Origin of the sequence: Reyranella humidisoli, from assembly GCF_019039055.1 — a bacterium.
GTDB lineage: Bacteria > Pseudomonadota > Alphaproteobacteria > Reyranellales > Reyranellaceae > Reyranella > Reyranella humidisoli.
The window spans coordinates 3165828-3191872 of sequence record NZ_JAHOPB010000001.1 but is presented as its reverse complement, the minus strand read 5'-3'; the positions used below and the strand labels follow the sequence as shown (position 1 = coordinate 3191872).

The following is a 26045-nucleotide window of genomic DNA, read 5'->3' as shown; positions in this document are numbered from 1 at the left end:
TTAGCGTCGCTCCCAGTCGATGCGACCGAGATCGTAGTCGAACTGACGTTCGACCACGTCGGACGTGGCGTCGGAAGCATCGCCCTTGCGGTCCGTCACGCGCCGCTGCGCGACGTCCTTCGGGACATCGAGCCAGATTCCCTGGAACGGCACACCGACCTTGTGCGCCAGCGCCTCGGCCGCCACCCGTTCAGCGGGGCGCGCGAAGACCGCGTCGAGCACGACGCTGTGCCCTGCCCTCAGCACGCGCTCGGCGCGCGCCATGAAAGCGGCGTAGATCCGGGCCGACGCCTCCGGCGAATAACTGCCGGCCGGCATGCGCTCCTCCAGCGCGATTCCCGCCTGCCGCTTGCGCTCGACGTCGGTGCGCACGACGACCGCCCCGGGGGTGCGGCCGATCTCCGGCGCCATCTTCAAGGCGAGCGTGGTCTTGCCGCTGCCCGACAGGCCGCCGATCGCGACCAGACGCGGCGGCACGGGCTTCAGGAACTCGAGGGCCGCTTCCTGATAGGCGCGCGCCGGGGCATTGTCGGCGCCGCTCACGGCGGTGACGGCGGAATCGACATAGGCGCGGATCGCGGCGCGGCGCGCGAGGAACATGGGCAGCAGCACCAGCGCCTCCTCGTGCGAGGCTCCTTCGGTCTCGCGGACCCGCCACAGCCATTCGTTCAGCAGGCGATTGGCCAATGCGCCCAGCCCCTGTCGCGCCAGGTCCATCAGCGTGAACGCGAGATCGTAGAGCACGTCGATGTTGGCGATCTTGTCGGAGAATTCGATGGCGTCGAACGGCACCGGCTGGCCGTTCAGCGTCACGATGTTCCGCAGGTGCAGGTCACCGTGACAGCGGCGGATTGCGCCGGCCGCGACGCGGCGCGCCACGAGATCGACGAAGGGCTCGAGCGAGCGCGGCATCGCGTCGGCCAGCGCCTCGCTGGTCGCCGGGTCCAGCCGTTCACCCGCCTCGCGCATCTGGCGCACGTCGGCCGCAACCGAGTGGCGATAGTCATCGGGCGCGCAGAAGCCCGAGGCGATGGCCGGAAGCCCGTCATGGAACTGAGCCACGCGCGCGCCCAGCGCCGCCATCAGGTCCAGCGTCAGCGCCCCGCGCGCCGCCATGCGATCGAGCAGCCCCTCCTCGTCGAAGCGGCGCATCACGACCAGCCAGTCGACGGCATTGTCCGCCGGTCCGCCGACCTCGCCGAGGACCAGCCGGCCCGCGCGGCGCAGGACCGGGGCGATGCCGAGATAGATTTCCGGTGCCGACCGCCGGTTGACGTCGATTTCGGCCGCGCACATCGCCGCGCGCCGGCTCTCTGTCGAGAAATCCATGTAGGGAAACTTCACGGCGCGCTTCAGCTTGTAGGCACGCTCGCGGCAGAGGAAGACGACGGCGCCATGCGTGTCGATCCTCCGCTCCGGCTTCAGCTCGGCTTCGAGGAAGGCGACGGTCTCGGACTGGTCCTCGACGATGAATGACGGGCGAGCGGTCATCTGATCTCTGTCACACGGCAGGGGCTGGATCGACGTGAACGATGATTTCCGCGGCCGGGAAGGCCCTGGCGATCTCCATCTCGACCTCCTGGCCAATCTCATGCCCGTCGACCAGCGACAGGTCCCGCGCGACTTCGATATGGAGCTGGACGAACTTGGTGAGACCACCCGAGCGGGTCCGCAACTCGTGCACGTCGATCACGCCGGCATGGCTGCGTGCGATCTCCTCGATCCGCTTCGATTCATCGGCCGGCAACTCGCGATCCATCAGCACATCGAGCGACGCACGCCCCACCTTCCATCCCCCGTGGAGCAGGTAGAGCGCCACCACGCCCGCCACGCCGCTGTCGATCAGAGGCAGGTCCAGCAGGCCCGACAGGAACAGTCCGCCGCCGGTCAGAAGAGTGGCGACCAGGTCGGTCGCGTAGTGCGCCATGTCGGCGCCGATCGCCAGCGAACCGCTCCGCCGCACGACATATCTTTGAAAGGAAACGAGAACCGCGGTGAGGACGATGGCCAGCCCGCTGATGACGAGCCCCACCATCTCTTCCCGGACCTGCTTGGGATTACCCAGCCGCTCCACGACCGCGACGAGAAGAGCGCAGCCGGAGGCCGCGATGAAGCCCGCCTGCACGAGGCCCGCCAGCCCCTCGGCCTTGCCATGTCCGAAACGATGATCGTCGTCCGCCGGTACCAGCGCGTGGCGCACGGCCAGGAACGTCACCATCGAGCTCACGAGGTCGAGCGAGGTGTCGACCAGCGACGAGAGCATGCTGACCGAATCGGTGATGCGCCACGCCGCCAGCTTGGCGACGATGAGGATGAGCGCCACCGACATCGACGCGACGGTCGCCAGCCGCATCAGCCGTTGGGGCTCCATCGCCATCACGCGCTCAGGGATAGAGGGTTCGCGTGGTCCACGATTCGGCCGTGGACCCGCGCCGGTACTCCAGCCGGTCGTGCAGCCGGAAGGCGCCATCCTGCCAGAACTCGATCAGGGTCGGCTGCAGCCGGAAGCCCGACCAGTGCGGCGGCCGCGGCACGGCGCCCACAAGGTGCTTGGCGCCGAACTCCGCCACGCGCTTTTCGAGCGCGAACCGGCTCTCCAGGGGACGCGACTGTTCCGAGGCCCAGGCGCCGACCTGGCTGCCGCGGGCGCGGCTGGCGAAATAAGCGTCCGCCTCGGCCGCCGTGGTCTTGGTCACGGGCCCTTCCAGGCGAACCTGCCGGCGCAGGGATTTCCAGTGAAACAGCAGGGCGGCCTTGGGATGGGCCAGCAGGTGGTTGCCCTTCCGGCTTTCATAATTGGTGTAAAATACGAAGCCGGCGGCATCGTAATCCTTCAAAAGGACCATGCGGACGGCCGGCGTGCCGTCGGGACCGACCGTGGCGAGGGCCATGGCGGAGGGGTCGTTCGGCTCGGAAGTAGCGGCTTCGGCGTACCATGTGCCGAAAAGCTCCAGCGGATCGGTCGTTTCCCTGATCATGACCACAATATGAGGGGGTCGGCAGCGTTCCACCACCGGCATCTTGTCCCAACAGCCATCCCCCGCTAGAACCGGTACATGATCGCTGCTGCACAACTGATGGCCGGTAAAAAAGGCCTCGTCATGGGCGTCGCCAATGAGCGCTCGATCGCTTGGGGCATTGCCAAGGCCTGCCACGACCAGGGGGCCGAGGTGGCCTTCACCTTCCAGGGCGAGGCGCTGGAAAAGCGCGTGCGCCCCCTGGCCGGCTCGATCGGCGCCAAGATCATCGAACCTTGCGACGTCACCAACCCTGCCAGCATCGACGCGGTCTTCGCCAAGCTGGAAAAGGAATGGGGCAAGCTGGACTTCGTGGTCCACGCCATCGCCTTCTCCAACAAGGACGAGCTGCGCGGCCGCTACCTCGAAACCTCGTCGGACAATTTCAATCTCACCATGAACGTGAGTGTCTACTCCTTCACAGCGGTGTCGCAACGCGCCGTGCCGCTGATGAAGGATGGCGGCAGCCTCCTCACCCTCACTTACTACGGTGCAGAGCGTGTGATCCCCCACTACAACGTCATGGGCGTCGCCAAGGCGGCCCTTGAGGCCAGCGTGCGCTACCTGGCGGCCGACCTGGGCGAGCAGAAGATCCGCGTCAACGCGATCTCCGCCGGCCCGATCAAGACGCTGGCCTTCGCCGGCATCAACGATGGCCGCTATATACTGAAGTGGAACGAGCTGAACTCGCCCCTGAAGCGCAACGTCACGACGGAGGAAGTCGGCAATGCCGGCCTCTACCTCCTGTCCGACCTCGGCACAGGCGTCACCGGCGAAGTCATGCACGTCGACGCCGGCTACCATGTGGTCGGCATGATCAACACATCGTCCGCGAAGCAGATCGCCGAATTGCTCGGCAACTTCGAAGGCGAGTAGAGCGGAGCAGCCGGCCATGGCCGGCAGCAGTTTCGGCACCCTTTTCCGGTTCACCAGCTGGGGCGAAAGCCACGGGCTAGCGATCGGCTGCGTGGTCGACGGGACGCCGCCGCGCATCCCGCTGACCGAGGCCGAGATCCAGGTCTGGATGGACAAGCGCCGTCCCGGCCAGTCGCGCTTCGTCACCCAGCGCCAGGAACCCGACCAGGTGAAGATCCTGTCGGGCGTCTTCGAGGGCGTGACGACCGGCACCCCGATCGGGCTGCACATCGACAATGTCGACCAGCGCAGCCGCGACTACGGTGAGATCAAGGACCAGTTCCGGCCGAGCCACGCCGACTACACCTACGACAGGAAGTACGGCGTCCGTGACTATCGCGGCGGCGGCCGGCAATCGGCGCGCGAAACCGCGGTGCGTGTCGCGGCCGGCGCCATCGCCCGCAAGATCCTGGGCGACGGCGTCACCATCCGCGGCGCCGTGATCCAGATCGGCACCCAGAAGATCGACCGGGCCAACTGGGACTGGGACGCCACCGGCGACAATCCCTTCTGGTGTCCAGACCGCCAGGCCGCGCAAGGCTGGGAAGGCTATCTCGACGACGTGCGCAAGCGCGGCAGCTCGTGCGGCGCCGTGATCGAGGTCGTGGCCTCGGGCGTCCCCGTCGGTCTCGGCGATCCGGTCTACGACAAGCTCGATGCCGATCTCGCCAAGGCGCTGATGAGCATAAATGCCGTGAAGGGCGTGGAGATCGGCGACGGTTTCGCCACCGCGGCGATGAGCGGCGAGGACAACGCCGACGAGATGCGCATGCGCGACGGCGCCCCGGCCTTTCTCAGCAACCATGCCGGCGGCATCCTGGGCGGCATCTCGACCGGGCAGGACATTGTCTGCCGCCTCGCGGTGAAACCCACCAGCTCGATCCTGACGCCAGTCCGCAGCGTCGACCGCAACGGGCGCGACATCGAGTTGCGCACCAAGGGCCGCCACGATCCCTGTGTCGGCATCCGCGGTACGCCGGTGGCCGAGGCCATGATGGCCTGCGTGCTGGCCGACCATCTGCTGCGCCACCGCGCGCAGTGTGGGTAGCGGGCCGCAGGTGGCCACCCGGCAACCTCTCGAGGCACGCTATGGCTCGCTGCACAATGCAGGCATGGCAGTCGTCTCGCTGCTGATGATCGGCTCGGCGATCGTGCACTTCGCCTCGGGCGGTTCGGCCAATGCCCCCACGCTCTCGCTCAACGACCCGCGCTTCGTGCTGTTCTCGGTGCTGGCCGTGGCGATGGCCTACTACGTCTATGTCGGCATCAGCCGCTATCTCGACCGGACGCCGCAGATCGTAATCGACCACGACGGCATCGCCCTGGGCTTCGGCCGCAATGCCCGCCTTGCCTGGGACGACATCCAGTGGGTCCGTCTGCGCCGCCTCGGGTTTCGTCCCCAACTCCAGATCGGCATTGAGCCGCAGGCTTTTCTCGCAGCCAACCTGCGCCTGTCCCTGCTCAATCTCGACGATAGCCTGCGTCCGATCCGCGGCATGCCGACCGCCATGCTGGTCCGCGACAACGGCCTCGACACAAAAGCCGTGGCCATGCTTGATGCCGTGAAGGCGTTCCGGCCGAATCTCATCCAGTAATTGCCGGCGCATTCCGTTCGTTCAGGGGGAACTTCGCATGCGACGTTTCATCGTCGGCTTTCTTGCGACCATCGGCACCCTCGTCCTGCTGGCGATCGTCGCCGGCGCCGCCTTCTTCGCCTCGGGTCCCTTTTCGCCGAAGCCACTGCCGCAGCAGATGGTCCTCTCACTCGACCTGCGCTCGCTGCCGCCGGAGACGACCTCGACCGGCCTGCTGAGCGGCGGCCTGTTCGGCAGCTCGCGCGACATCATCGAGACCGTGCAGCTTCTCTGGCAGGCCGCCGACGATCCGCGCGTTGTAGGTCTGTACGTCGAGATCGGCGACGAGGCGGGCGGGCTCGCGCGCGTCCAGGAGCTGCGCCAGGCGATCGCCCACTTCCGCGGCAAGGGCAAGTTCGCCGTGGGTTTCGCAGAATCCCTGGGCAGCGGCGGCAACCATGTCGCCGATTACTATCTGGCCGCCGCGCTCGAGCAGATCTGGCTACAGCCGAGCGGCGGCTTCGGCGTCACCGGCATCGCCGTCGAAACCCCGTTCCTCAAGGGCGGGCTCGACAAGCTCGGCGTCAAGGTCGAGGGCGGCAAGCGCTACGAATACAAGAGCGCCCCCGATTCGTTCACGGAAACCGGCTATGCCCGCCCCGCCCGCGAGAATCTGCAGCAGCTGATCGACAGCCTGTTCGGCCAGTTCGTGGCCGACGTGGCGCGCGATCGGAAGATGGAGGCCGGCCAGCTTCGCCGTCTGATCGATAATGCACCGCTCGAATCCGAGGAGGCCCGGCGCGACGGCCTGGTCGACAAGATCGGCTACCGGGCCGACGCCCTGGAGGACGTCTATCAGCGCGCCAACGGCAAACGCGAGCTGGTGACGCTGGCGGAATATGCCGGCGACGAAGCGCGCCCACAGACCCGCGGTGAAGTCATCGCTTTGGTGCGCGCCAGCGGCGCGATCATGTCCGGCGGCGGCCGCAGCAGCCCGCTCGAGGACGAGGCGGCGGCCAATGCCGAGGACGTCGTCGAAGCGCTGGAAGACGCCTCGCAGGCCAAGGACGTGCGCGCCATCGTGTTGCGCATCGACTCTCCCGGCGGCACCTACCCCGCCGCCGATGCCATCGCCGACGCGGTCGGCCGGGCACGCGCCGCCGGCAAGCCCGTCATTGTCTCGATGGGCGACGTGGCGGCCTCGGGCGGCTATCTCGCCGCCGTGCGCGGCGACGTCATCGTGGCCCAGCCGACGACCATCACCGCGTCGATCGGCGTGTTCAGCATCTGGCCGATGGCGCAGGAGCTGCTGACCTCGCTCGGCATCAATGTCGAGCGCGTCTCGGTTGGCCGCAATGCCGGCATGCACTCGACCTTCCAGCCGCCGTCCCCGGCCCAGCGCGCCGCCGTCAACCGCGAACTCGACGTCATCTATGCGGCCTTCACCGCGCAGGTCGCCGAATTCCGCAATCTCGACTCCAACCGCATCGACGCCGCTGCTCGCGGCCGGGTGTTCAGCGGCGTCGACGCCAAGCGCGCGGGCCTGGTGGACGAACTCGGCGGCCTGCAGCTCGCCCTCAACATCGCCAAGGCGAAGGCCGGCGTCGACGAAGGCCGCAAGGTCGAAATCCGCCGTTATCCCAACGATGGCGACCGCCTGCAGCGCGTGCTCGATCACCTGTTCAAGCTGGCCGGCGTCTCGACCGCGCCCAGCCTCGGCATGCCGCGCGAGGTCCGCGAGGCGCTCGCCAAATTCGGCGTTGCCGCTCGCCCGGGCAACGTCCGCCTCCCGCCACTGCCGCCGCTCTGGCGCTAGATCATTGGAGCGCGCCGCTCCAGTGGCGCCCTCCATTGCTCGACCCTACCCTGGCGCCAAAGAAGGGTAGCGCCAGGCACGCCGCCAGCAGCACAAGACGGTTCGGCGCGGGATCCTTATGCGCGGAGGCGAATGGTCGCCAGGGTCTCCAGCGCATCGCCGGCCCGTCGCAGCAGCGCCAGCTCCTCGACGCGGCCGGTCATCGGCAGGTTCTGGCGACCGACGATGCGCGCGACCTGCTCGGCCTCGGCGGCGCTGCGAAACAGGCCGAGCGTGATGTGCGGCTCGAACGGTTCGCGACCAGGCATCGGATTCAACGCCTCATGGAGGGAAGTGAGTTCCGCGGCACCGTCCGACGGCTCGGCATAGAAGTAGAGGTCGGACCGCACGATACGCTCGATCAGGAACCAGAATGGACGCTGCGTGATGCTTTGCATCGCCGTCCGCAGTTCGCCCTCGCGTTCGGCTGCAGCGCCGAACACGAGCGTGAAGTGCGGGCCGATCAGCGCGGCTTCGCCGGCATGGTATTGCGCCCTGAGGCGATGCAGCGCCGCGTCGTCGGCCTCGCCCAGCACCGGCCAGGCCACGACGTAGAGCATCTCAGCTGTAGCTCTTGGCCATGCCCAGCGCCGGATCCATCACCGCGCCATAGGGCGGGAACGGGTAGCGCAGGCCGTTCTTGCCGAGATGGCCCATGCCCTCGACCGCGCGCAGCAGCTCGTCGGGCGGGCAGGCCATCAGAAGCTCGTCGTCGGCCACACCGCCGTAGCGACGCTCGGCGAAGCACGGCAGCGAGAGCGAGGTCTGGCGCGTGGCCAGCGCCCGGCCCCACGAATCGGCGCAGGCGCTCTCGCCGGTCACCGTGAAATCATAGCGGCGGTAGCGATGATACTGCAGGCCGTTGATGAAATAGATCATCTGGCCGGGCGTGCCGTAGAACAGGCAGATGTCCGGCGGATCGAGGCGCGCCGAGCGCAGCGGCGACACGACGAGGCCGTTGTACTTGCCATCCGGCACGCGCGGCATCTGGGCTTGATGAGCCGCGGACGCTTCCTTGTTGCCGAACCAGACGCCGTTCATGTGGTCGCCCGACAGGAAGCCCTCTCCCGGATGGTTGAGGCCGACGACACCGCCGCAATTGCCGCCGCGCGTATTGTCGACGGTGATGCCCAGCGTGAATCCGTACCAGCGCGACTGCGTCACCATCTGGCACATGGTGAACTTGAAGCCCTCGGTCGGCTTGCGCACGCCCTTGATCCTGTCCATCTCGGCGGGGTCCTCGAAAAGGCGCATGCCGATCGGCTGGGTGCGGATGCGCAGCAGTTCGATCAGCTTGTTGCTGGCTTCGGCCAGCATGGCGCCAGTGATGGTTTCCGGTGGCGTCCATGGGGCGGTCTTGTAGCCCGGCGGCAGCGTCTGGACGTTCATTGTTGTTTCCTCCGTGTCTGGCTAGGTGAGGTTGAGCCCACCGTCGGCGATGACGATCTCTCCGGTAACGTAGTCGTTGGCGCAGAGCGCGGCCACCAGATCGGCGATGTCCTCCGGTTTCGCAGGACGCTTCATCGGCGACTTCACCTTCCAGGTCTCCAGCATGTCGGGCCAGTTGGCCGTCATCGGCGTCTCGACCAGGCCGGGCGCCACGGCGTTGACGCGGATCGCCGGCCCCAGCGACAGCGCCAGCAGCTTGGTGACGTGATGCAGCGCCGCCTTCGACGCGGCATAGGGAATTGAGGAGCCCTTGGGTCGAGAGCCGGCATGCGTGCCGATATTGACGATGCTCGCCGGCCGGCCGCGCTCACTGGACTCGCGCAACGCTGCCTCGGCTTCCGCGACCAGCACGAACGGCGCGATCAGGTTCACATCGAGCATCTGTCGCCACAGCGACGGTGTCGCCGCCTTCAGATCGGTATGCGGGATGCGGATCGACAGGCCGGCGTTGTTGACCAGCACGTCGAGACGACCATGCGCCTCGAGCACGGAGGCGACGAGGCCGCGCGCGGCCGTCTCGTCGCCGAGATCGGCCTGGTGATAGCTGGCCTTCTTCAGTTCCTGAACCATCGCACGACCGACCTCGGCCGAGCTACGCGAATGGAGCGCCACGACATAGCCGTCGTGCGCGAGGCGGCGCGCGATGGCGGCGCCGATTCCGGAGGTAGAGCCGGTGACGAGAGCGACGCGTTCAGACACAGGCCTTCAACGCCTCCAGCGTCTCGTCGGGGCGCTCCACCATCATGAAGTGCCCGCAGTCGGGAATGGTCACGGCCTTCGATCCGGCGATGGCGGTGACGAGAGTCTTCGCCTTGGCAGCGGGCGTCATGAGATCGCCGTCGCCCAGGACGAACACGGTCGGGCAGGTCACGGCAGCGGCCCGCACGGGCGCATCCTTGTAGGCATTGCAGGCGGCCAGATCGGTGTGGATCACGCCCGGCTTGTTGCCCGCCAGCACCGAGAGTGATTCGCGCCGCAGCCACAGGCCGGGCGAGACCATGCCGCCCTTGTGCAGCGCGTTGCCCATGCCCCAGAAGGTCATCAGCTCCTGGACCTTCGCCGTGTTGGCCTTGGCCGATTCGAGCATCTCGGGATGAACCGGCATCTCCGACGCGACGCCGCACAGGCCGAGCGCCCGCACCTTGTCGCCATGCCGCGCGGCACAGTCGAGCGCGACCAGCGCGCCCATCGAATGGCCGACCAGCGCCGCCTGCTTCAGGCCGGCGGCCTCGATCAGGCGCGCCGTCCAGTCGGCGAGCGCGCCGATGCTGTCGAGCGCGGGACCGTCGGACCAGCCGTGCGCGGGGAAATCCACGGCCAGCACGGAGCGGCCATGATGGGCGAACCAGCGCGTCTGCAGGCGCCAGGCCGTGCGATCGAAGCCCGCGCCGTGGAGGAAGACGATCGTGGGCTTGGCCGCATCGAATTCGGCGCCGCCGGTCGTCGCGAAGACGGTCCGGCCGTCGACGGTGAGCTTCATGGTCAGCCCTTCTGCGCGGCGCGCAGCGCCGGCCCAAGATCGTCGATCAGATCTTCGGGATCTTCCAGCCCGATCGAGAGCCTGATCATGCCCTCTCCGATGCCCGCCGCCGCGAGCGCCGCCGCATCGAGCTGGGCATGCGTGGTCGAGGCGGGATGAATCACCAGCGACTTCGCGTCGCCCACGTTGGCGAGGTGCGAGAACAGCTTCAGCCGCTCGATGAAGCGGCGGCCGGCCTCGCGCCCGCCCTTGATGTCGAAGCTGAAGATCGAACCCGTGCCCTTGGGCAGGAGCCTCTGCGCCAACGCGTGATCGGGATGATCGGGCATGTCGGGCGAGGCGATGCGCTCGACCGCCGGATTGGCCTTGAGGAAGGCCATCACCTTGCGGGCGTTTTCGACGTGGCGCGCGACGCGCAGCGGCAGCGTCTCGAGGCCCTGGATCAGATAAAAGGCGTTCTGCGGCGACAGGCAGCAGCCGAAGTCGCGCACGCCCTCGGTGCGGGCGCGCATCACGAACGCATGCGGGCCGAACTCCTCCGCGTAGTCGATGCCGTGATAGCCGGCATAGGGTTCGGTGAGCGTCGGGAATTTGCCCGAGCCCTCCCAGTCGAAACGGCCCGACTCGACGATGACGCCACCAATCGCCACGCCGTGGCCGCCGATGAACTTGGTCGCCGAATGGAAGACGATGTCCGCGCCCAGGGTCAGCGGCTTGCAAAGTATCGGCGAGGCGAAGGTGTTGTCGATCATCAGCGGGATCTTCGCCTCGTGGGCGATCGCGGCGATGGCCGGAATGTCGAGCACCTCCCCGCCCGGATTGCCGATCGTCTCGCCCAGCACCAGCCGCGTGTTGGGCCGGATGGCCTTGCGAAAGCCCTCATGGTCGCGCGGATGAACGAAGCTCGTCTCGATTCCGAAGCGTGGCAGGGTGAGCGCCAGCATGTTGCGCGTGCCGCCGTAGAGCGAGGTCGAGGCGACGATGTGGTCCCCAGCGCCCATGAGCGTGGCGATCGCGATATGCAGCGCCGCCTGGCCGCTCGACACCGCCAGCGCGCCCGACCCCTCCTCAAGCGCGGCGACCCTCTCCTCGAACACCGAGACGGTCGGATTGGAGATGCGGCTGTAGATGTGGCCGCCGACTTCGAGGTTGAACAGGCTCGCCGCATGGTCGACGTCGCGGAAGACGAACGACGTCGTCTGGTAGATCGGCACCGCGCGCGCACCGGTCGCCGGATCGGGATGCTGACCGGCGTGCAGCGCCAGCGTATCGGGCCTCAGGAACTTGGCTTCGACCAATTCACTTCCCCTTCTTGGGCGGTCCGCCGCCGCTATTTCTTGAACAGCGAGGCTGCTGCCGCGGCGTGGCTCCGCTTGGCCTTGATCTTCGCCTCGACGCGCTCGAGCTCGCCCTTGAGCACAGTGACGTATTCCTCGAGATCCTCGACGTTCATGATGTCGAGATTCCTGGGTTGTGACTTCTTCTGCCTGGGGTCCAGATCGTCGAGTTCGAAGGCCATGGCGCGTCTCCACGGAAGCAGTTAAGGCAGGACTAGCATCGCTCCACCTGCTTCGAAAGGCCGACCATGAGTGCCCTGCCCGCCACGATGACGTGTATCGAGATCACCAAGTATGGCGGCCCGGAGGTGCTGGTGCCGGCGACCCGTCCGGTCCCCCTGCCCAGAGCCGGCGAAATCCTGATCAAGGTCGCCGCCACCGCGGTCAACCGCCCCGACATCGCCCAGCGCATGGGCAACTACGCGCCGCCCCCGGGCGCCTCGGACCTGCCGGGCCTCGAGGCCTCTGGCACCGTTGCCGCACTGGGCGACGGGGTGACCGGCTGGAAGCTGGGCAACGCGATCTGCGCGCTGACGCCGGGCGGCTCCTACGCCGAGTATTGCATCGTGCCGGCGCCGCAATGCCTGCCGCCGCCCAAGGGCTTCGACATGCTGCATGCCGCGGCCCTGCCCGAGAACTACTTCACCGTGTGGCACAACCTGTTCGAGCGCGGCCAGCTCAAGGCCGGCGAAACGGTGCTCATCCATGGTGGCGCGAGCGGTATCGGCACGACGGCGATCCAGCTCGCCAAGTCGTTCGGCGCGACCGTCCTCACGACGGTGCGCACGCCGGAGAAGGCGAAGGCGGTGAAGGAACTGGGGGCCGACCACGCCATCATCTACAAGGACAATGACTGGGCGGCCGAGGTGAAGAAGCTGTCGAGCGGCGTCGACGTGGTGCTCGACATGGTGGCCGGCGACTATCTGCCGAAGAACCTGTCGCTGCTGAAGCTAGACGGCCGCTGCGTCGTGATCGCCGTCCAGGGCGGCGCGACGGCGACGGTCAGCGCCGGCATGCTGATGGTCAACCGCCTGACCCTCACCGGCTCGACGCTCCGCCCTCAGAGCGTAGAGAGCAAGGGCCGCATGGCGCGGGGCTTGAAGGAAAAGGTCTGGCCGCTGCTCGAGGCCGGCAAGATCAAGCCGATCCTCTTCAAGACGTTCCCGCTGCGGGACGCTGCCGGCGCGCATGCCGAACTGGAGCGCGCCGACCATGTCGGCAAGGTGATGATGACCGTCTAGGTCTACTGCTCGGCGACGTCGGGCTGGTCGGCTTCGGCCGGATCGACGGCCGCCACGGGGGCTTCCTCGACCACGCCGGACTTCGCCGAGTCCTTCTTGCGAGCGGCGTCTTCCCGGGCGGCCTTGCGGCGCGCGCGGTCGACCGCATCGTTCAGGTCCTTGAGCGAGCACAGACCCAGCGTCACCGGATCGCGCTGGCGGACGTTCTGCATGTTCCAGTGCGAGCGGTCCTTGACGGACTGCACCGTGCTCTTGGTCGAGCCGACGAGCTTGGCGACCTGACTGTCCTGCAATTCCGGGTGGGTCTTCAGCAACCAGGCGATGGCGTCGGGACGGTCCTGACGCTTGGCCACCGGGGTGTAGCGCGGCCCCTTGGAGCGCGCCTGCGGCATCGGCACGTCGCGCGGGCTGAGCTTCAACCGCGCGTTGCCGTCGGCCTCGACGCGCTTGATCTCTTCCTTGGTGAGCTGGCCGTTGGTGGTGGGGTCGTAGCCGGTCATGCCGCCGGCAACCTCGCCATCCGCGATCGCCTGGATCTCGAGCGGGTGCAGGCCGGTGAAGGCCGAAATCTGGTCGAACGTCAGGGTCGTGTTTTCGACCAGCCAGACGGCGGTCGCCTTGGGCATCAACACTTGCGACATGAATTCACTCTCCTGAGCCCGGATATAGAGGCCTGCCCCGGCCCCGCCAACCCGAAAAGCGCATAGCCCTAAAATGGAAACGGCCGGGGTCTCCCCCGGCCGTTCCTGAAGCCAGTGCTTCGGATCGTCTTACTGGATGACGATCTCGACGCGACGGTTCTGCGGCTCGCGGACGTTCGGGCCGGTCTGAACCAGCAGACCCTGCTCGCCACGGCCAACCACCGCGATCGCGGTCGCCGGCACGCCTTCACGAACCAGGGCGTCCTTGACGGCGTTCGCACGGCGCAGCGACAGCGCCATGTTGTAGGCCGGCGCACCCGACGTGTCGGTGTGACCCGTCGCCGTGATGCGGGCGTTACCCTTGGTCTTGTACGCGCCGGCAGCCTGCTTGATCGTGTTCAGGGCCTGGGCCGACAGGTTCGAGCGATCCCAGTCGAAGAACACCATGAACGACGGCGGAGCGACCATCGGCGGCGGCGGCGGCGGAGCGGCCGGCTCCGCACCGAACTTGAGCTGCAGGCCCAGCATGATGCTGAAGTTGTTGTTCGTCCAACCCACGCCGTTCACGGTCGGGTTCGACGTGCCGTAGTAACGGCCGTCCAGGTTCACGCGGAAGTTCGTGTCGGCGTTCCAGCCGAGACCGATGATGCCCTGATAGGCGAACACCGTGCTGCCCAGCGACGAGTTGCCGTCGACCAGACCCAGACCGGCGCCGGCGCCGATGTACGGGGTGATCACCGAACCCGGCATGAAGTCGTACAGCAGGTTCGCCATGATGCCGAGCTGGCCGACCTGGTTGTTCACGGCCGTGCCCGGGACGCCGACGTTCGTCGGGTTCCAGCGATAGATGCCTTCCAGCTCGACGCGCGGACCAACGAAGTCGTAACCGATCACGCCACCGGCCATCCAGCCCAGCTGCGGGGTCACGCTCACCGTCGGGAACGCCGGGATGTTCGTGTTCGCCGTGAAGTTCGTCAGCCAGTTGATGCCGCCCTCGGCACCAATGTACAGACCCGGCTGCGGCGACTGCGCCTGCGCGGCCAGCGGCAGCGCGACGATGGCGGCGGCCGCCAGAAGAGCCTTCTTCATGAGTTCTTCCCCTCGTTCGTGAAACTTGTCGACCTGAAACTGAATAGAGGTTGGCGGGGCTGTGTTCGTTCGCCAACTGGGCGGAATATACACACCACCTCTGGTGCAGTGCAACCAGCGCCCCCCGCCCGATCCGACTCGCCGGGAACGTGTGGCCCGGACGCCACAGTGAGCCCTATCAGGGCCTCGCAGCCCCCTCGAGCGGCAACGTCGGCCCGATCGCACCAGGACTAGATGTAGTGGTGGGTCCGTTGCCGCTCCGCTCCACTGGAATGGGCATCCGGAAGCCCAGCACGCCGCCCCCGGTCTCCGGGCGACCATAGGGGGTCGGCCCCTTCAACGGGCCGCCTGATTCGGATCTGGCGGAGAATTGCTCGGACAGGTCGGGATGCGGCAAAGGCACGTCGGGATTGGATGCGCCCGGCGCCAGCAGCTTGCCGACGATCTCCGCGGCGGTAGCCGGACGCTCGGATGTCTTGACACCCGGCAGGGGCTTCTTCGCCTCGGCGATCAGGACGGGATGCGGTTGCACCGGAGGCGCGGAAGTCCGATCAGCGGGAGACACAAGGATTTGTGGCCTCTCCGAGCCCGTCCGAAGATTCTGGTTTAACGTCGCAGCGCAAGTGAGGCTCGCCGGCAGCGCGAGCGCCCCGGCGAAGCCGACGGCGGTGTGTCGGAATGGTGAAAATGTCATTTCACGATGCAGATGGGTCGCATCGTCCGGCTTTCCACCGTGGCATTTTGGACGGTAAATCGCCGTTCAGAAAAGAAGGAGGAGTTTGCCATGGGCCAGTACAGCAAAGTCGAGACCGACGGCCGCCTGATGATCGTCACGATCAACCGCCCCGAGGTCTACAACGCCTGTCATCCAATGGCGAACCAGGAGATGGTCGAGGCGTTCGACGAGTTCCAGACCAATCCGGACCTCTGGGTGGCCATCATCACCGGCGCCGGCGACAAGGCCTTCTGCGCCGGCAACGACCTCAAGTACCACGCCGAGACCCAGGCCAAGACCGGCAAGCGCCCGGTCCATCCGGCCAAGGGCTTCGGCGGCCTCGCCAACCGCTTCGACCTCGACAAGCCGGTGATCGCGGCCGTGAACGGCATCGCGATGGGCGGCGGCTTCGAAATCGCACTGGCCTGCGACATCATCATCGCCTCGGAACAGGCCAAATTCGCCCTGCCCGAGCCGCGCGTCGGCCTCGCCGCCGGCGCCGGCGGCATGCAGCGCCTCAGCCGCATGATCCCGCTCAAGAAGGCCATGGGCATGATGCTGACCGGCCGCCACGTCGGCGCCAAGGAAGGCTACGAGCTGGGCTTCGTCACCGAGGTGGTGCCGCACGCCGAGCTGATGGCCTCGGCCAAGAAGTGGGCCGCCCAGATCCTCGAATGCTCGCCGATGTCGGTCCGCGCCACCAAGCAGGTCGTCATGCGCTCGCTCGACGTGCCGTCGCTCGAGATCGGCATGCGCAACCAGCACTACCCCGCCTTCGTCGCCATGGCGCACAGCGAGGACACGGTCGAAGGCCCGAAGGCGTTCGCCGAGAAGCGCAAGCCCAACTGGAAGGGGCGTTAGTCAGGGAGGCTTCCTGGCTATCGCAGCGAGACCCGGTCCCCTGTCCGGCCACCAGGAGCCTTGCCGAAGAAGCGGGTGCCGGCCCGTGGGACCGGCTCAGCGCCCGCGCGCGTTGTCGTAGTCCCAGTCGAGTTCGAAGCGGTCGCCGTTGGCCTTGATGTAGGCCGCGTGCGGCGAGCCGAAATGGGCCGGCATCAGCAGTGCCCCCTGCTCCACGCAATCGGCCAGCAGCGTGTGGCGCGACTGGCGGGCGAGCTCTCGGTCCTCGCAGAAGACGCTGTTCCATCTCCACAGCGGCACCTGCACCGGATTGTGCAGCGCGTCGCCGGCGAAAATCGCGCGCTTGCCGCGCGAGTCGAGGTCGACGCGGATCTGCCCCGGCGTGTGGCCCGGCGCGGGCTTCAGCGTCAGGCAGCCGCACATCGCATGTACGCCCGACACGAACTCGGCCTTCCTCGCCTCGACGATGGGCAGCACCGAGTCGTTGTAGGTGTTGACCTGGTAGACCTCGGTATCGGCCTTCTTCGCGAGCGCCGACCAGTGGTCGTGGTCGGTGCGCGACATCACGTACTTGGCATTGGGGAAGGTCGGCACCCACCTGCCGTTCTCCAGCCGCGTGTTCCAGCCGACGTGATCGACGTGCAGGTGTGTGCACATCACGAAGTCGATCTCTTCCGGCTGCACGCCCGCCTCGCGCAGGCGATCGAGATACAGCGTGTTCAGCATGTTGAAGCGCGGCATCCCCGGCCGCGGCTTGTGGTTGCCGCTGCAGGCGTCGACCAGGATGGTGTGCTTACCCGTGCGCAGCAGCCAGGAGTGGATGGAGGTCATCAACCGCCCGCTCTCGGGCTGGAAATAGCTCGGCGCCAGCCAATGCTGCTCGGCCTTGAAGGCCTCGGCATCGAACTCCGGGAAGAAATCCTTGGCCGGAAAGCCCGCCCCCATCTGTTCTTCGATGCGGGTGACGCGTACGTCGCCGATATGACGATCCTGCATGTTTCCTACTCCCCTGCTTTCACCGGACTCTGGACACAGCAACGCGCCGCATCAACCGTTACACCGCCGTATAGACGACGAGTTTCAATGCAGGGTCGTCATTGGCCTGGAAGCTCGTGTGTTCGAAGGCGAGGCCCCCCTTCTTGGGATGCCACAGCCGCTTTCGTCCGGCGGCCGCGGCGCGGACGTCATGGGCGCTCCACCAGCTCGCAAACTCCGGGCAGCCCTCGCGCAGGCGGCGCAGAAGATCGAGGAAGGCCGGATCCTCGGCCCACAGATCGTGTGTGGCCCGGAACTGCGCCACCATGCGTTTCGCCTCGTCGGCCCAGGCGGCGCCAAAGACCCGTCGCGAGGCGGGCTTCGTCAGGACGCAGATGAGGGTGTTGCGGTCCTCCTCGGCCAGGCGATCGAAGGCGAAGACCTCCGCAGCGGCCTTGTTCCAGGCGAGGATGTCCCAGCGCCGGCCGGTGACATAGGCCGGCTGCTTCAGGCTCTCGACCAGGCGGCGGATCGCCTCGGGCACCGTCTCGCGCACGAAGGCGCGGCGATCGCCGCTGCTTGTGAGCGCCCGCAGGTGGGCGTGCTCGACCTTGCTGAGGCGGAGCGCCCGCGCCAGTGCGTCGACAGTAGTGACGGACGGGTTGACGCTCCGCCCCTGCTCGAGCCGGATGTACCAGTCGACGCCGATCCCCGCGAGCGCGGCCACTTCCTCGCGCCGGAGGCCGGGTGTCCGGCGACGACGCCCGCTCGAAAGACCCACGACCTTGGGGCTGAGCCTCTCCCGGCGCGAGCGCAGAAAGTCGCCGAGAGCGCTGCGATTGGGATCCGTCGCGGTCTTCATGCCATCGTCAATCCGGGTGTTCTAATCCCAGGATAATACCAGGTCTGAATAGGCACCGCGAGAGCATCGATACTGGCGCACCCGACACCAAAGGAGCCCCCCATGAAAGCCGCCGTGCTGAAAACCTTCGGATCGCCCCTCGTCGTCGAAACGGTGCCCGCCCCGGTGCTGGGCACGGGCGAGGTCATCGTCGACGTCTCGGCGGCGCGCGTGCTTGGCTACGCCCACGAAGTCTTCAGCGGCCAGCGCCGCTACCTGATGGCGTTGCCGATGATCCCCGGCTCCGGCGGCATCGGCCGCGTCCGCGCGACGGGCCCTGACGCTACGCATCTCGCCGTCGGCGACTGGGTGAACTGCGATCCCACCGTACGCTCTCGTGATCATGTCCTATCGCCCGACATCATCCTGCAGGGGCTGACTGCCGGAAGCGTCAATGCCCAGCGGCTGCAGAGGTATTTCCACGACGGCTCGTTCGCCCAGCAGGTCCGCGTGCCGACAGAGAACGTGACGCCGATCGGCGCGATCGAGCCCGAGGACGCACCGTCCTGGTGCGCCCTCGGCACCCTGCTCGTGCCCTACGGGGGCTTCCTGGCCGCGAACCTCAAGGCAGGCGAGACGGTGCTAGTGAATGGCGCGACCGGCACCTTCGGCAGCGCCGCTGTCGCCGTGGCCGTGGCGATGGGCGCCGGCTGCGTGATCGCGACGGGCCGCAACGAGGCGGCGCTGAACGACCTGGCGCGGCGCCTCGGCCCGCGCGTCCGGACGGTGAAGATGATGGGTGACGAGGGGGCCGACCGCCAGCGCATACTGACAGCCGCTCCCGCCCCGATCGACTGCGTACTCGACCTGCTGCCGCCCATGGCCACGGCGCTTCAGGTGCGCGCCGCGCTGATGACGGTGCGGCCCTACGGCCGCGTCGTGCTGATGGGGGGCGTGGGCATGGCGAGCGGCGACGGGCTGGTGCTGGACTATGCCTGGCTCATGCGCAACTGCGTCACAATCATCGGCAAGTGGATGTACCCGCCCGACGCCACGCCGCGCATGATCGCCCTCATCCGCGCCGGCCTGGTGAAGCTCGACGATTTCGAGGTCAGGGCCTTCAGTCTTGACGAGGTAAACGACGCCGTGGCCTACGCTGCGATCCACACGGGCCCCTTCAGGATGACGGTGGTCCAGCCGTGACACCCCGTCGTCCCGACCAAAGCAAAGCGGCGTCGAGGACCTTGCTTCACCGTCAACAATCCATGTTGACGACAAAGGTCCCTCGACCGCGCCGCCCCTCGGGCGGCTCCCCTCGGGACAACGGAGTAGCTCTTCCCTCCTCAGCGTCCCTTGAACTTCGCCTTCCGCTTTTCGAGGAAGGCGCTCAGCCCCTCGAAATGGTCCTCGGTCGCGGCGCAGGCTGCCAGGCCCTCGGCCTCGCGATGCGAGTGCTCGTCCCAGCTATTGTCGAACGAGTTGCGGATCAGTTTCTTGGCGACGCCCAGCGCATAGGTGGGACCGTCGGCCAGCTTGCGCGCCATCTTCTCGGTCTCGGCGACGAGCTGATCCTTCGGCACGACCCAGTTCAGGATGTTGTTGGCCTTGGCCTCCTCGGCGGTGAAGCGTTCGCCGAGCAGCGCGATCTCCAGCGCTTTCCGCTCGCCCACCACCCTCGGCAGGAAGTAGGTCGCGCCGCCGTCGGCACTCAGGCCGATATGGCGATAGGCCAGCGTGAAGAACGAATCGTCGGACGCGATGGCGAGGTCGCAATTCAGGATCAGCGACAGGCCGAAGCCTGCCGCGGCGCCCTGCACCGAGGCCAGGACCGGCTTGTTCATGCGGCGGATCTGGTAGATCGCCTGGTGCGCCTTAACCACCCGCATCTCGAAGCCCGCGAGATGGGCCTCCTTGTCTTCGGTCAGCGACTTGTGGAAGCCGCGAATGTCGCCACCCGCCATGAAATGCGTGCCGGCGCCACGGATCACCACGCAGCGCACCGCCGGATCCTTCTCGAACTTCGCGCTGTGTTCGATCAGCAGATCCCGCATTTCCATCGAGAGCGCGTTCAGCGATTCGGGACGGTTGAGCGTCATCCAGCCGATGCCGTCTTTGACTTCGGCGAGAACGTGCGGTGCGGACATGGGCAATTTCCTCAGGCGTTTATTGAACAACGCCCCGAGGTTAACCCGTCGCGCGATGCGGCGCGAAAAGAATGATGCCGGCGCCGATCAGGCAGACCAGCGCGCCGGTGACGTCCCAGCGATCGGGCCGCGTGCCCTCGACGGCCCACAGCCAGACGAGCGTCGCGGCGATGTAGATGCCGCCATAGGCCGCATAGGCGCGGCCCGCCGCGTCCGACTCGATGAAGGTGAGCAGCCAGGCAAACAGACCCAGCGCCACGATACCCGGCGCCAGCCACCAGATGGAGGCGCCGAGCCGCAACCACGCCCAGAAGGCGAAGCAGCCGGCGATCTCGAGGAACGCCGCTGCTCCGTAGGCGAGGACCGACTTCAGAACGCGTCTGCGGGCAGCGCCATCAGGGTCGAGGCGCCGGCCTTGATCTGGTGGTTGAGCGACACGGTCTGCGGCAGCACGCGGGCCATGAAGAAGCGCGCGGTCGCGATCTTGGCCTCGTAGAAGGCATTGTCGTTGCCGGCCGCCAGCCCCTTGTGTGCGGCGACGACGATGCGGTTCCACATGTAGGCCATCGCGGTCAGTGCCATCAGACGCAGCAGGTCGGTGGCGGCGCCGCCGGCCTCGTCGGGGTTCTTCATCGCGTTCTGCATCAGGAAGAGCGCCGAGTCCTGCACGCGGCCCATCGCCTTCTCGAGCGGCTCGACGAATTCCTTCATCTTCTCGTCGGCCTTGTGCTGGGCGATGAAGCCGCCGATCTCGCCGAGCAGGCGCTGGGCGGCGCGGCCGCCCTTCATCGGCAGCTTGCGGCCGACCAGGTCGAGCGCCTGGATGCCGTTGGTGCCTTCGTAGAGCTGGGTGATGCGCGCATCGCGGACGAGCTGCTCGACGCCGTTCTCGCGGATGAAGCCGTGGCCACCCCAGGTCTGCACCGCGAGGTTGGCGCACTCGCTGCCCATGTCGGTGAAGTAGGCCTTGATGATCGGCGTCAGCATCTGGATGAGATCGTCGGCCGCCTCGCGGGTCGCCGCGTCGGGATGCGAATGCGCCTCGTCGATCAGCATGCCGACCCACAGCGCGAGCGCGCGGGCGCCCTCGGTGAAGGACTTCTGGATCATCAGCATGCGGCGCACGTCGGGATGCACGATGATCGGATCGGCCGGGCCGTTGGCGTTCTTCGGGCCGGTGAGCGAGCGGCCCTGCAGGCGGTCGCGCGCATAGGCGACGGCGCTCTGGTAGGAGGTCTCGGCGATGCCGAGGCCCTGCATGCCGACACCGAGGCGCGCGGCGTTCATCATGACGAACATCGCCGTCATGCCCTTGTTGGCCTCGCCGACCAGCCAGCCGGTGGCGCCGTCGAGATTCATCACGCAGGTCGCGTTGGCCTTGATGCCCATCTTGTGTTCGAGGGCGCCGCAGCGGATGCCGTTGCGCTCACCGACCGAACCGTCCGCCTTCGGCAGGAACTTCGGCACGAGGAAGAGCGAGATGCCCTTGGTGCCGCCCGGCGCATCCGGCAGGCGCGCCAGCACGAGATGGAGGATGTTCTCGGTGAGGTCGTGCTCGCCCGCGGAAATGAAGATCTTGGTGCCCGTGATGCTGTAGCTGCCGTCGGCCTGCGGCTCGGCCTTGGTGCGCAGCATGCCCAGATCGGTACCGCAATGAGGCTCGGTAAGGCACATCGTGCCCGACCAGGTGCCGTCGGTGAGCTTGGGCAGGAACTTCTTCTTGAGCTCGTCCGAGCCGTGCCGCGACAGCGCCTCGTAGGCGCCGTGGCTGAGGCCCGGATACATGGCGAAGGCCTGGTTCGACGCGGTGAACATCTCCTGCAGCGCGAAGCCGACCGTCGCCGGCAGTCCCTGCCCGCCGAACTCGGGATCGCAGGTGATGCCCGTCCAGCCGCCCTCGGCGAACTGCTTGTAGGCTTCCTTGAAGCCCTTGGGCGTGCGCACGACACCGTTCTCGTAGTGGCAGCCTTCCTCGTCGCCGGTGCGGTTCAGCGGGAACAGCACGTTCTCGCAGAGCTTGGCCGCTTCCTCGACGATGGCGTGGATCGTGTCGGGCGTCGCGTCCTCGTAGCCCGGCAACTTGGCGAGCTTCGAGACGTCGATGACTTCGTTCAGAACGAACTGGATGTCCTTGATCGGCGCCTTGTAGACGGCCATGCCTTCCTCCTCGGTCGAACTTTTCTAATCGCTTTCGGGATCGACGCCGCGCTGCTTCAGCTCGGCGCTCACTTGTGCTTCGACTTGCCTGAACTCGCCGATGTGCTGGTCGAGGTCGGCGCGCTTGCGCTCGAGATCGACGATGTGGAGCTGGCTGCGGCGCAGCAGCTCGCGCAGTTGCTGAATGCCGGTGCGGTCGACCTGATAGAGGTCGAGCAGTTCGCGGATCTCGGCGAGCGAGAAACCCAGCCGCTTGCCCCGCAGAATCCAACTCAGCCGCGTGCGATCTCCCGCCGTGTAGAGACGCATCGTGCCCTGGCGGCGCGGCTTGATCAGCCCCTCGTCCTCGTAGAAGCGGATCGTGCGCGGGGTGATCGCGAACTCGCGCGACAATTCGGCGATGCTGTAGATGCGCTGCGGGTCGCGCGGCGAAGGCATCTGGCCCGAAGGAATGGCGGCGACGGTCATGATGGAGACCATGTAGTTGACGTTTACGTAAACGTCAAACAGACTTTACGTGAGTGGAAATTACGTAAAGTGCGCCCTGCGCCGGCAGGCTACTCGATAGACACCGTCCGGCGGATTTCCTCGTTCTTGAAGCCGATCATCATCGGCCGGGCGAGGCCCGGCAGGGAGACGACGTCGTAGAGTTCGTTGACCACGCCCTCGAAGCGCAGCCAGTGCGCCACGTCGCCGGTCCGAGTGTCGATCACGAACACGCCGCAGCGCGGGCCCACCTTGGCGGCGGCAAGCCGGTCCTGCAGCGGCAGGCCGGCGAAGGTGCGGTTCTCGCGCGGCTCGGAGAGGCCCACAAGCGCATAAGGTCCCACGAAGTCGAGGCCGCGCAGATAGCCCGGGCAGAAGGCCAGCGGCTCGAAGCGGCCTGTGGCGAGGTCGATCGTGCCCAACTCACCGGCGCCCGAGTTCAGCACCCAGAGCCTGCCCTCGTGCAGGCGCGGCGAGTGCGGCATCGAGAGGCCGCGGCAGACGATCTCGCCCGATGCGACGTCGATCACTACACCGCCGCCGCTGCGATGCTCGCGCCAGCCATCGGCCACGTCGGTCTCGGCGACACAGGTGACATAGGCAGGCTTTCCGTCGCGCATCGCCAGCCCGTTCAGATGGCAGCGATCCTCCGGCGCGAGGCGCGAAACGAACGACGGCTTCCACAACGGCTTGAAGCTGTGTGTCTCGCTGGCCGTCGCCAGACAGGAGAACAGGGTGTTCACGAAGACGAGCTCGCCCTCGGCGCCGTAGGCGACGTCGTGAATGTCGAGATCGGCGGTGTAGGTCGCGGACTGCGGCACGAACAGCGCGTCGTAGCCGGCCGCGCCCGGCGTGCCGCGCGCGGCATCGACGAAGCTGGTGATCTGGATCATCGACGCGACGGCCAGGCGCGAATCGTGGAAGGCCATGCCCATCGGCCGCTCGATCGTTCGCTCGAACACCGACAGCCGGCCTGTCTGCTTGTTGGTCCCGATCAGGATGACCTTGCTGCTCTGGTAGGTCGAGATTGCGAGGCTGCTCGTGCTCTCCGCCAGCCAGCTCGCGAACTGGCGCGAGCCGGTGACTACGAAAGCAGGCTTCTCGGTCTCCTCGATCCGCGGCGCCGTGCCGGTTTCGTCCGTCGGACTCATGATGATTGCTTGCTCCGCGCCCCGCCCGACCGTTCGCCGCGCTATTGAATTGACCAGTTCAAGGTGGCATGCCGAATGGCAAGAAGACAACGCTCCGCGCAGCCAGAAGGATACCAAGATGGCCATCTACCAGCTCAACGACCGCGTGCCGGTGATTCCGGCTTCCTGCTACATCGCCGAGGAGGCCACCATTATCGGCTCGGTGATCCTCGGCGAGCGCGTGAGCATCTGGCCCGGCGCCGTCCTGCGCGGCGACAACGAGCCGATCGTGATCGGCGACGACAGCAACATCCAGGAGTTGAGCGTCCTGCACACCGATCCCGGCGCACCGCTCACCATCGGAAGGAACGTAACGGTAGGCCATCAGGTGATGCTGCACGGCTGCACGATCGGCGACGGCTCGCTGATCGGCATCCAGTCGGTCGTGCTCAACCGTTCGGTGATCGGCAAGGATTGCCTGGTCGGTGCCGGCTCCGTCGTGACCGAGGGCAAGAGCTTCCCCGACCGGTCGATGATCCTTGGCGCTCCGGCAAAGGTCGTGCGCGAACTGAGCGAGGAGAACGCCTCGCGGCTCTCCATGAGCGCGGAGAGCTACGTGAAGCGCAGCCAGGACTACAAGACGAACTTGAAGCGCATCGGCTGACGCCGTGCTGGCCTCCCTCGACCATCTCGTCATCGGCGGCTCGGTCGCCGCCTACGAGACGCTGCTGGGACGAAGCGCAACCGACGGCCGGCTGCGTACCGGCAATGTCGGGCTGCGCTTCGAGAATGGAGTGTCGGGCCTGCGCTCGATGGTTTTCGCGACGGCCGATCTCGACAAGGAAGCCGCGCTGCTCGAGCGCCGCGCGGTGGAGGCGACGCGCACGGACCAAGGTGTCGCCCTCACCGGCAACGGTGTTGCGATCGGTCTTTGCACGATGGGCAATGACGTCCCCTCTCCCCTCGAGACCGTCGAAGCCGCCGCCGTGGCCAGCCTCGATCATGTCGTGGTGCGCACGCCCAACCCCGAGCGCGCCGTCGCCTTCTATGGCGGCCGCCTGGGCCTCGACCTGCGGCTCGACCGCAGCAAACCCAAGTGGGGCGCCCGCCTGCTGTTCTTCCGCTGCGGCGACCTCGTGGTCGAGATCGCGCACGACCTCAAGAAAGGCGTGTCCGACGGGCCCGACCATCTCTGGGGCTTGTCCTGGCGCGTTCCCGACATCGCGGCCGCCCATGCGCGGCTCACGAAAGCCGGCCTGGACGTTTCCGAGCCGCGCGACGGACGCCGCCCCGGCAGCCAGGTCTGCACCGTGAAGAACGGCACCGAGGGCGTGCCGACAATCCTGATTGGCGGAGTCGGGCGCTGGTGACGCAGCGCCGATAGACAGCAGCATGCGCATCCTCGTCACGATAGCCTTTCTCGTTCTCGCCGGTTGCACGCAGGCGCCGGCTGGCAAGCCTGTCGTGCAGGCGAAGGACCTGCCGCCGCTCGGGCCCTGCCCGGCGTCGTCCTGGAAGCCCGAGGCACCCCCGCCTACCGCCAGCGCCAGGACCTCGATGGTCCTGCTTGCGGTCGGCGAATGGGGCCGCTTCGGCAAGCAGGTCATCACCTATTCCGACAACGCCCCCGCCAAGACCGAACAGCTCGGCATCAAGGAACGCGAGGCCCCGCAACGCATCGCCGACTACTGGGCTTCCGTCGGCAACAAGTTGAGCGGGCTCAACGACGTGCCGTGGTCGGCCGCGTTCATTTCCTGGGACATCCAGAGCGCCGGCGTGCCGCGCGACCTGTTCTGCCCGGACCAGCGCCACACGATCTATGTGGAGAGGATGGTCGAGCGCGCGAAGAGCCCCGGCGCCGCCTTCATCCCGCATCCGCCGGCCGGACGTGCGCCGCAGGTCGGGGACCTCATCTGCTCCTCGCGCGACGGCAGCGGCACGACCTTGCAGAACCTCAACCGCGGCGCCGGCCATTGCGACATCGTGGTCGACGTCCGCCCCGGGCAGGTCTTCGCCATCGGCGGCAACGTGGGCGACTCCGTCACACGGAGCGTCTTTCCACTGGACGGGAACGGGTTTTTGTCGCCCTTATCCGGCCGACCGTTCTTCGCCGTCATCGAGAACAGGCTGCCCTGAAG

The 26045-nt window shown here is 67.1% G+C and carries 29 protein-coding genes; 10 read left to right on the top strand and 19 right to left on the bottom strand.

Features of this window, described 5'->3' with window-relative positions; all coding sequences use genetic code 11:
* The 3 genes from KQ910_RS15550 to pdxH are packed head-to-tail and all read right to left on the bottom strand — an operon-like array spanning position 1 to position 2978.
* Entirely contained in the window at positions 1-1491 is a 1491-nt protein-coding gene (locus tag KQ910_RS15550) for a bifunctional aminoglycoside phosphotransferase/ATP-binding protein (RefSeq protein WP_216962044.1), read from the bottom strand.
* 10 nt (positions 1492-1501) lie between these two features.
* A complete protein-coding gene (locus KQ910_RS15545; RefSeq protein WP_216962034.1) occupies positions 1502-2377 on the bottom strand; it encodes a cation diffusion facilitator family transporter in 876 nt (291 codons plus the stop codon).
* 7 nt (positions 2378-2384) lie between these two features.
* The gene (gene pdxH, locus KQ910_RS15540; RefSeq protein WP_229600416.1) at positions 2385-2978 is read right to left on the bottom strand and encodes a pyridoxamine 5'-phosphate oxidase; all 594 of its coding nucleotides are present in this window, start codon (positions 2976-2978) and stop codon (positions 2385-2387) included.
* 78 nt (positions 2979-3056) lie between these two features.
* Here pdxH and fabI point away from each other — a divergent pair, with 78 nt between their 5' ends.
* The 4 genes from fabI to sppA all read left to right on the top strand — a co-directional run bounded on the left by fabI (position 3057) and on the right by sppA (position 7322).
* Positions 3057-3893, top strand: a complete 837-nt coding sequence (gene fabI / locus KQ910_RS15535) for an enoyl-ACP reductase FabI (RefSeq protein WP_216962029.1) — start codon at positions 3057-3059, stop codon at positions 3891-3893.
* A 16-nt stretch (positions 3894-3909) separates the two neighbouring features.
* Positions 3910-4980, top strand: a complete 1071-nt coding sequence (gene aroC / locus KQ910_RS15530; protein ID WP_216962026.1) for a chorismate synthase — start codon at positions 3910-3912, stop codon at positions 4978-4980.
* Positions 4981-5044: 64 nt separating this feature from the next.
* Complete coding sequence (locus tag KQ910_RS15525) at positions 5045-5527, top strand: hypothetical protein (protein ID WP_216962023.1); 483 nt, start codon at positions 5045-5047, stop codon at positions 5525-5527.
* Between the two features lie 37 nt (positions 5528-5564).
* A complete protein-coding gene (sppA, locus tag KQ910_RS15520) occupies positions 5565-7322 on the top strand; it encodes a signal peptide peptidase SppA (RefSeq protein WP_216962020.1) in 1758 nt (585 codons plus the stop codon).
* Positions 7323-7438: 116 nt separating this feature from the next.
* Here the strand turns inward: sppA and KQ910_RS15515 are convergent, their stop codons facing one another.
* From KQ910_RS15515 to KQ910_RS15490, 6 genes are all read right to left on the bottom strand, one after another.
* Complete coding sequence (locus KQ910_RS15515; protein ID WP_216962017.1) at positions 7439-7921, bottom strand: 2'-5' RNA ligase family protein; 483 nt, start codon at positions 7919-7921, stop codon at positions 7439-7441.
* A 1-nt stretch (position 7922) separates the two neighbouring features.
* Complete coding sequence (locus tag KQ910_RS15510; protein ID WP_216963908.1) at positions 7923-8678, bottom strand: DUF169 domain-containing protein; 756 nt, start codon at positions 8676-8678, stop codon at positions 7923-7925.
* Positions 8679-8771: 93 nt separating this feature from the next.
* A complete protein-coding gene (locus KQ910_RS15505) occupies positions 8772-9509 on the bottom strand; it encodes an SDR family NAD(P)-dependent oxidoreductase (protein ID WP_216962014.1) in 738 nt (245 codons plus the stop codon).
* On the bottom strand, positions 9502-10290 hold the full coding sequence (locus tag KQ910_RS15500) for an alpha/beta fold hydrolase (RefSeq protein WP_216962011.1): 789 nt from the start codon (positions 10288-10290) through the stop codon (positions 9502-9504). Before KQ910_RS15500 ends, KQ910_RS15505 begins: the two co-directional genes overlap by 8 nt.
* Positions 10291-10292: 2 nt before the next feature.
* Positions 10293-11588, bottom strand: a complete 1296-nt coding sequence (locus KQ910_RS15495; protein ID WP_216962008.1) for an O-acetylhomoserine aminocarboxypropyltransferase — start codon at positions 11586-11588, stop codon at positions 10293-10295.
* 32 nt (positions 11589-11620) lie between these two features.
* On the bottom strand, positions 11621-11809 hold the full coding sequence (locus KQ910_RS15490) for a DUF1192 domain-containing protein (RefSeq protein WP_216962005.1): 189 nt from the start codon (positions 11807-11809) through the stop codon (positions 11621-11623).
* Positions 11810-11875: 66 nt separating this feature from the next.
* Here KQ910_RS15490 and KQ910_RS15485 point away from each other — a divergent pair, with 66 nt between their 5' ends.
* Entirely contained in the window at positions 11876-12868 is a 993-nt protein-coding gene (locus KQ910_RS15485) for an NAD(P)H-quinone oxidoreductase (RefSeq protein ID WP_216962002.1), read from the top strand.
* 2 nt (positions 12869-12870) lie between these two features.
* Here KQ910_RS15485 and KQ910_RS15480 read toward each other — a convergent pair whose 3' ends face one another.
* The 3 genes from KQ910_RS15480 to KQ910_RS15470 all read right to left on the bottom strand — a co-directional run bounded on the left by KQ910_RS15480 (position 12871) and on the right by KQ910_RS15470 (position 15130).
* The gene (locus KQ910_RS15480) at positions 12871-13509 is read right to left on the bottom strand and encodes a DUF1013 domain-containing protein (protein ID WP_216961999.1); all 639 of its coding nucleotides are present in this window, start codon (positions 13507-13509) and stop codon (positions 12871-12873) included.
* Positions 13510-13638: 129 nt separating this feature from the next.
* Positions 13639-14598, bottom strand: a complete 960-nt coding sequence (locus KQ910_RS15475) for an OmpA family protein (RefSeq protein ID WP_216961996.1) — start codon at positions 14596-14598, stop codon at positions 13639-13641.
* Between the two features lie 178 nt (positions 14599-14776).
* On the bottom strand, positions 14777-15130 hold the full coding sequence (locus KQ910_RS15470) for a hypothetical protein (protein ID WP_216961993.1): 354 nt from the start codon (positions 15128-15130) through the stop codon (positions 14777-14779).
* 252 nt (positions 15131-15382) lie between these two features.
* Here KQ910_RS15470 and KQ910_RS15465 point away from each other — a divergent pair, with 252 nt between their 5' ends.
* Positions 15383-16174, top strand: coding sequence for an enoyl-CoA hydratase-related protein (locus KQ910_RS15465; protein WP_216961990.1), 792 nt, complete (start codon positions 15383-15385; stop codon positions 16172-16174).
* A 96-nt stretch (positions 16175-16270) separates the two neighbouring features.
* Here the strand turns inward: KQ910_RS15465 and KQ910_RS15460 are convergent, their stop codons facing one another.
* The gene (locus KQ910_RS15460) at positions 16271-17170 is read right to left on the bottom strand and encodes an MBL fold metallo-hydrolase (RefSeq protein WP_216961989.1); all 900 of its coding nucleotides are present in this window, start codon (positions 17168-17170) and stop codon (positions 16271-16273) included.
* A 58-nt stretch (positions 17171-17228) separates the two neighbouring features.
* Entirely contained in the window at positions 17229-18011 is a 783-nt protein-coding gene (locus tag KQ910_RS15455) for a helix-turn-helix transcriptional regulator (RefSeq protein WP_216961987.1), read from the bottom strand.
* Between the two features lie 102 nt (positions 18012-18113).
* Here KQ910_RS15455 and KQ910_RS15450 point away from each other — a divergent pair, with 102 nt between their 5' ends.
* Positions 18114-19193 carry an alcohol dehydrogenase catalytic domain-containing protein gene (locus KQ910_RS15450; protein ID WP_216961985.1) on the top strand — a complete coding sequence of 360 codons (1080 nt, stop codon included), beginning with the start codon at positions 18114-18116 and terminating at the stop codon, positions 19191-19193.
* A gap of 140 nt (positions 19194-19333) precedes the next feature.
* Here KQ910_RS15450 and KQ910_RS15445 read toward each other — a convergent pair whose 3' ends face one another.
* From KQ910_RS15445 to KQ910_RS15425, 5 genes are all read right to left on the bottom strand, one after another.
* The gene (locus KQ910_RS15445; protein ID WP_216961984.1) at positions 19334-20134 is read right to left on the bottom strand and encodes an enoyl-CoA hydratase/isomerase family protein; all 801 of its coding nucleotides are present in this window, start codon (positions 20132-20134) and stop codon (positions 19334-19336) included.
* Positions 20135-20174: 40 nt separating this feature from the next.
* On the bottom strand, positions 20175-20507 hold the full coding sequence (locus KQ910_RS15440) for a YnfA family protein (protein ID WP_216963906.1): 333 nt from the start codon (positions 20505-20507) through the stop codon (positions 20175-20177).
* Positions 20504-22291: an acyl-CoA dehydrogenase C-terminal domain-containing protein gene (locus KQ910_RS15435; RefSeq protein WP_216961982.1), complete on the bottom strand. Its 1788-nt coding sequence runs from the start codon at positions 22289-22291 to the stop codon at positions 20504-20506. Before KQ910_RS15435 ends, KQ910_RS15440 begins: the two co-directional genes overlap by 4 nt.
* A gap of 24 nt (positions 22292-22315) precedes the next feature.
* Positions 22316-22759: a MerR family transcriptional regulator gene (locus tag KQ910_RS15430; RefSeq protein WP_229600415.1), complete on the bottom strand. Its 444-nt coding sequence runs from the start codon at positions 22757-22759 to the stop codon at positions 22316-22318.
* 89 nt (positions 22760-22848) lie between these two features.
* Positions 22849-23928, bottom strand: a complete 1080-nt coding sequence (locus KQ910_RS15425) for a TIGR03032 family protein (protein WP_229600414.1) — start codon at positions 23926-23928, stop codon at positions 22849-22851.
* 118 nt (positions 23929-24046) lie between these two features.
* Here KQ910_RS15425 and KQ910_RS15420 point away from each other — a divergent pair, with 118 nt between their 5' ends.
* From KQ910_RS15420 to KQ910_RS15410, 3 genes are read left to right on the top strand one after another with little or no spacing between them, the layout of a single operon-like run.
* Entirely contained in the window at positions 24047-24571 is a 525-nt protein-coding gene (locus KQ910_RS15420) for a gamma carbonic anhydrase family protein (RefSeq protein WP_216961981.1), read from the top strand.
* Between the two features lie 4 nt (positions 24572-24575).
* The gene (locus KQ910_RS15415) at positions 24576-25277 is read left to right on the top strand and encodes a VOC family protein (protein WP_369408348.1); all 702 of its coding nucleotides are present in this window, start codon (positions 24576-24578) and stop codon (positions 25275-25277) included.
* A 22-nt stretch (positions 25278-25299) separates the two neighbouring features.
* Positions 25300-26043 carry a DUF2272 domain-containing protein gene (locus KQ910_RS15410; protein ID WP_216961968.1) on the top strand — a complete coding sequence of 248 codons (744 nt, stop codon included), beginning with the start codon at positions 25300-25302 and terminating at the stop codon, positions 26041-26043.
* Positions 26044-26045 lie beyond the last annotated feature (2 nt).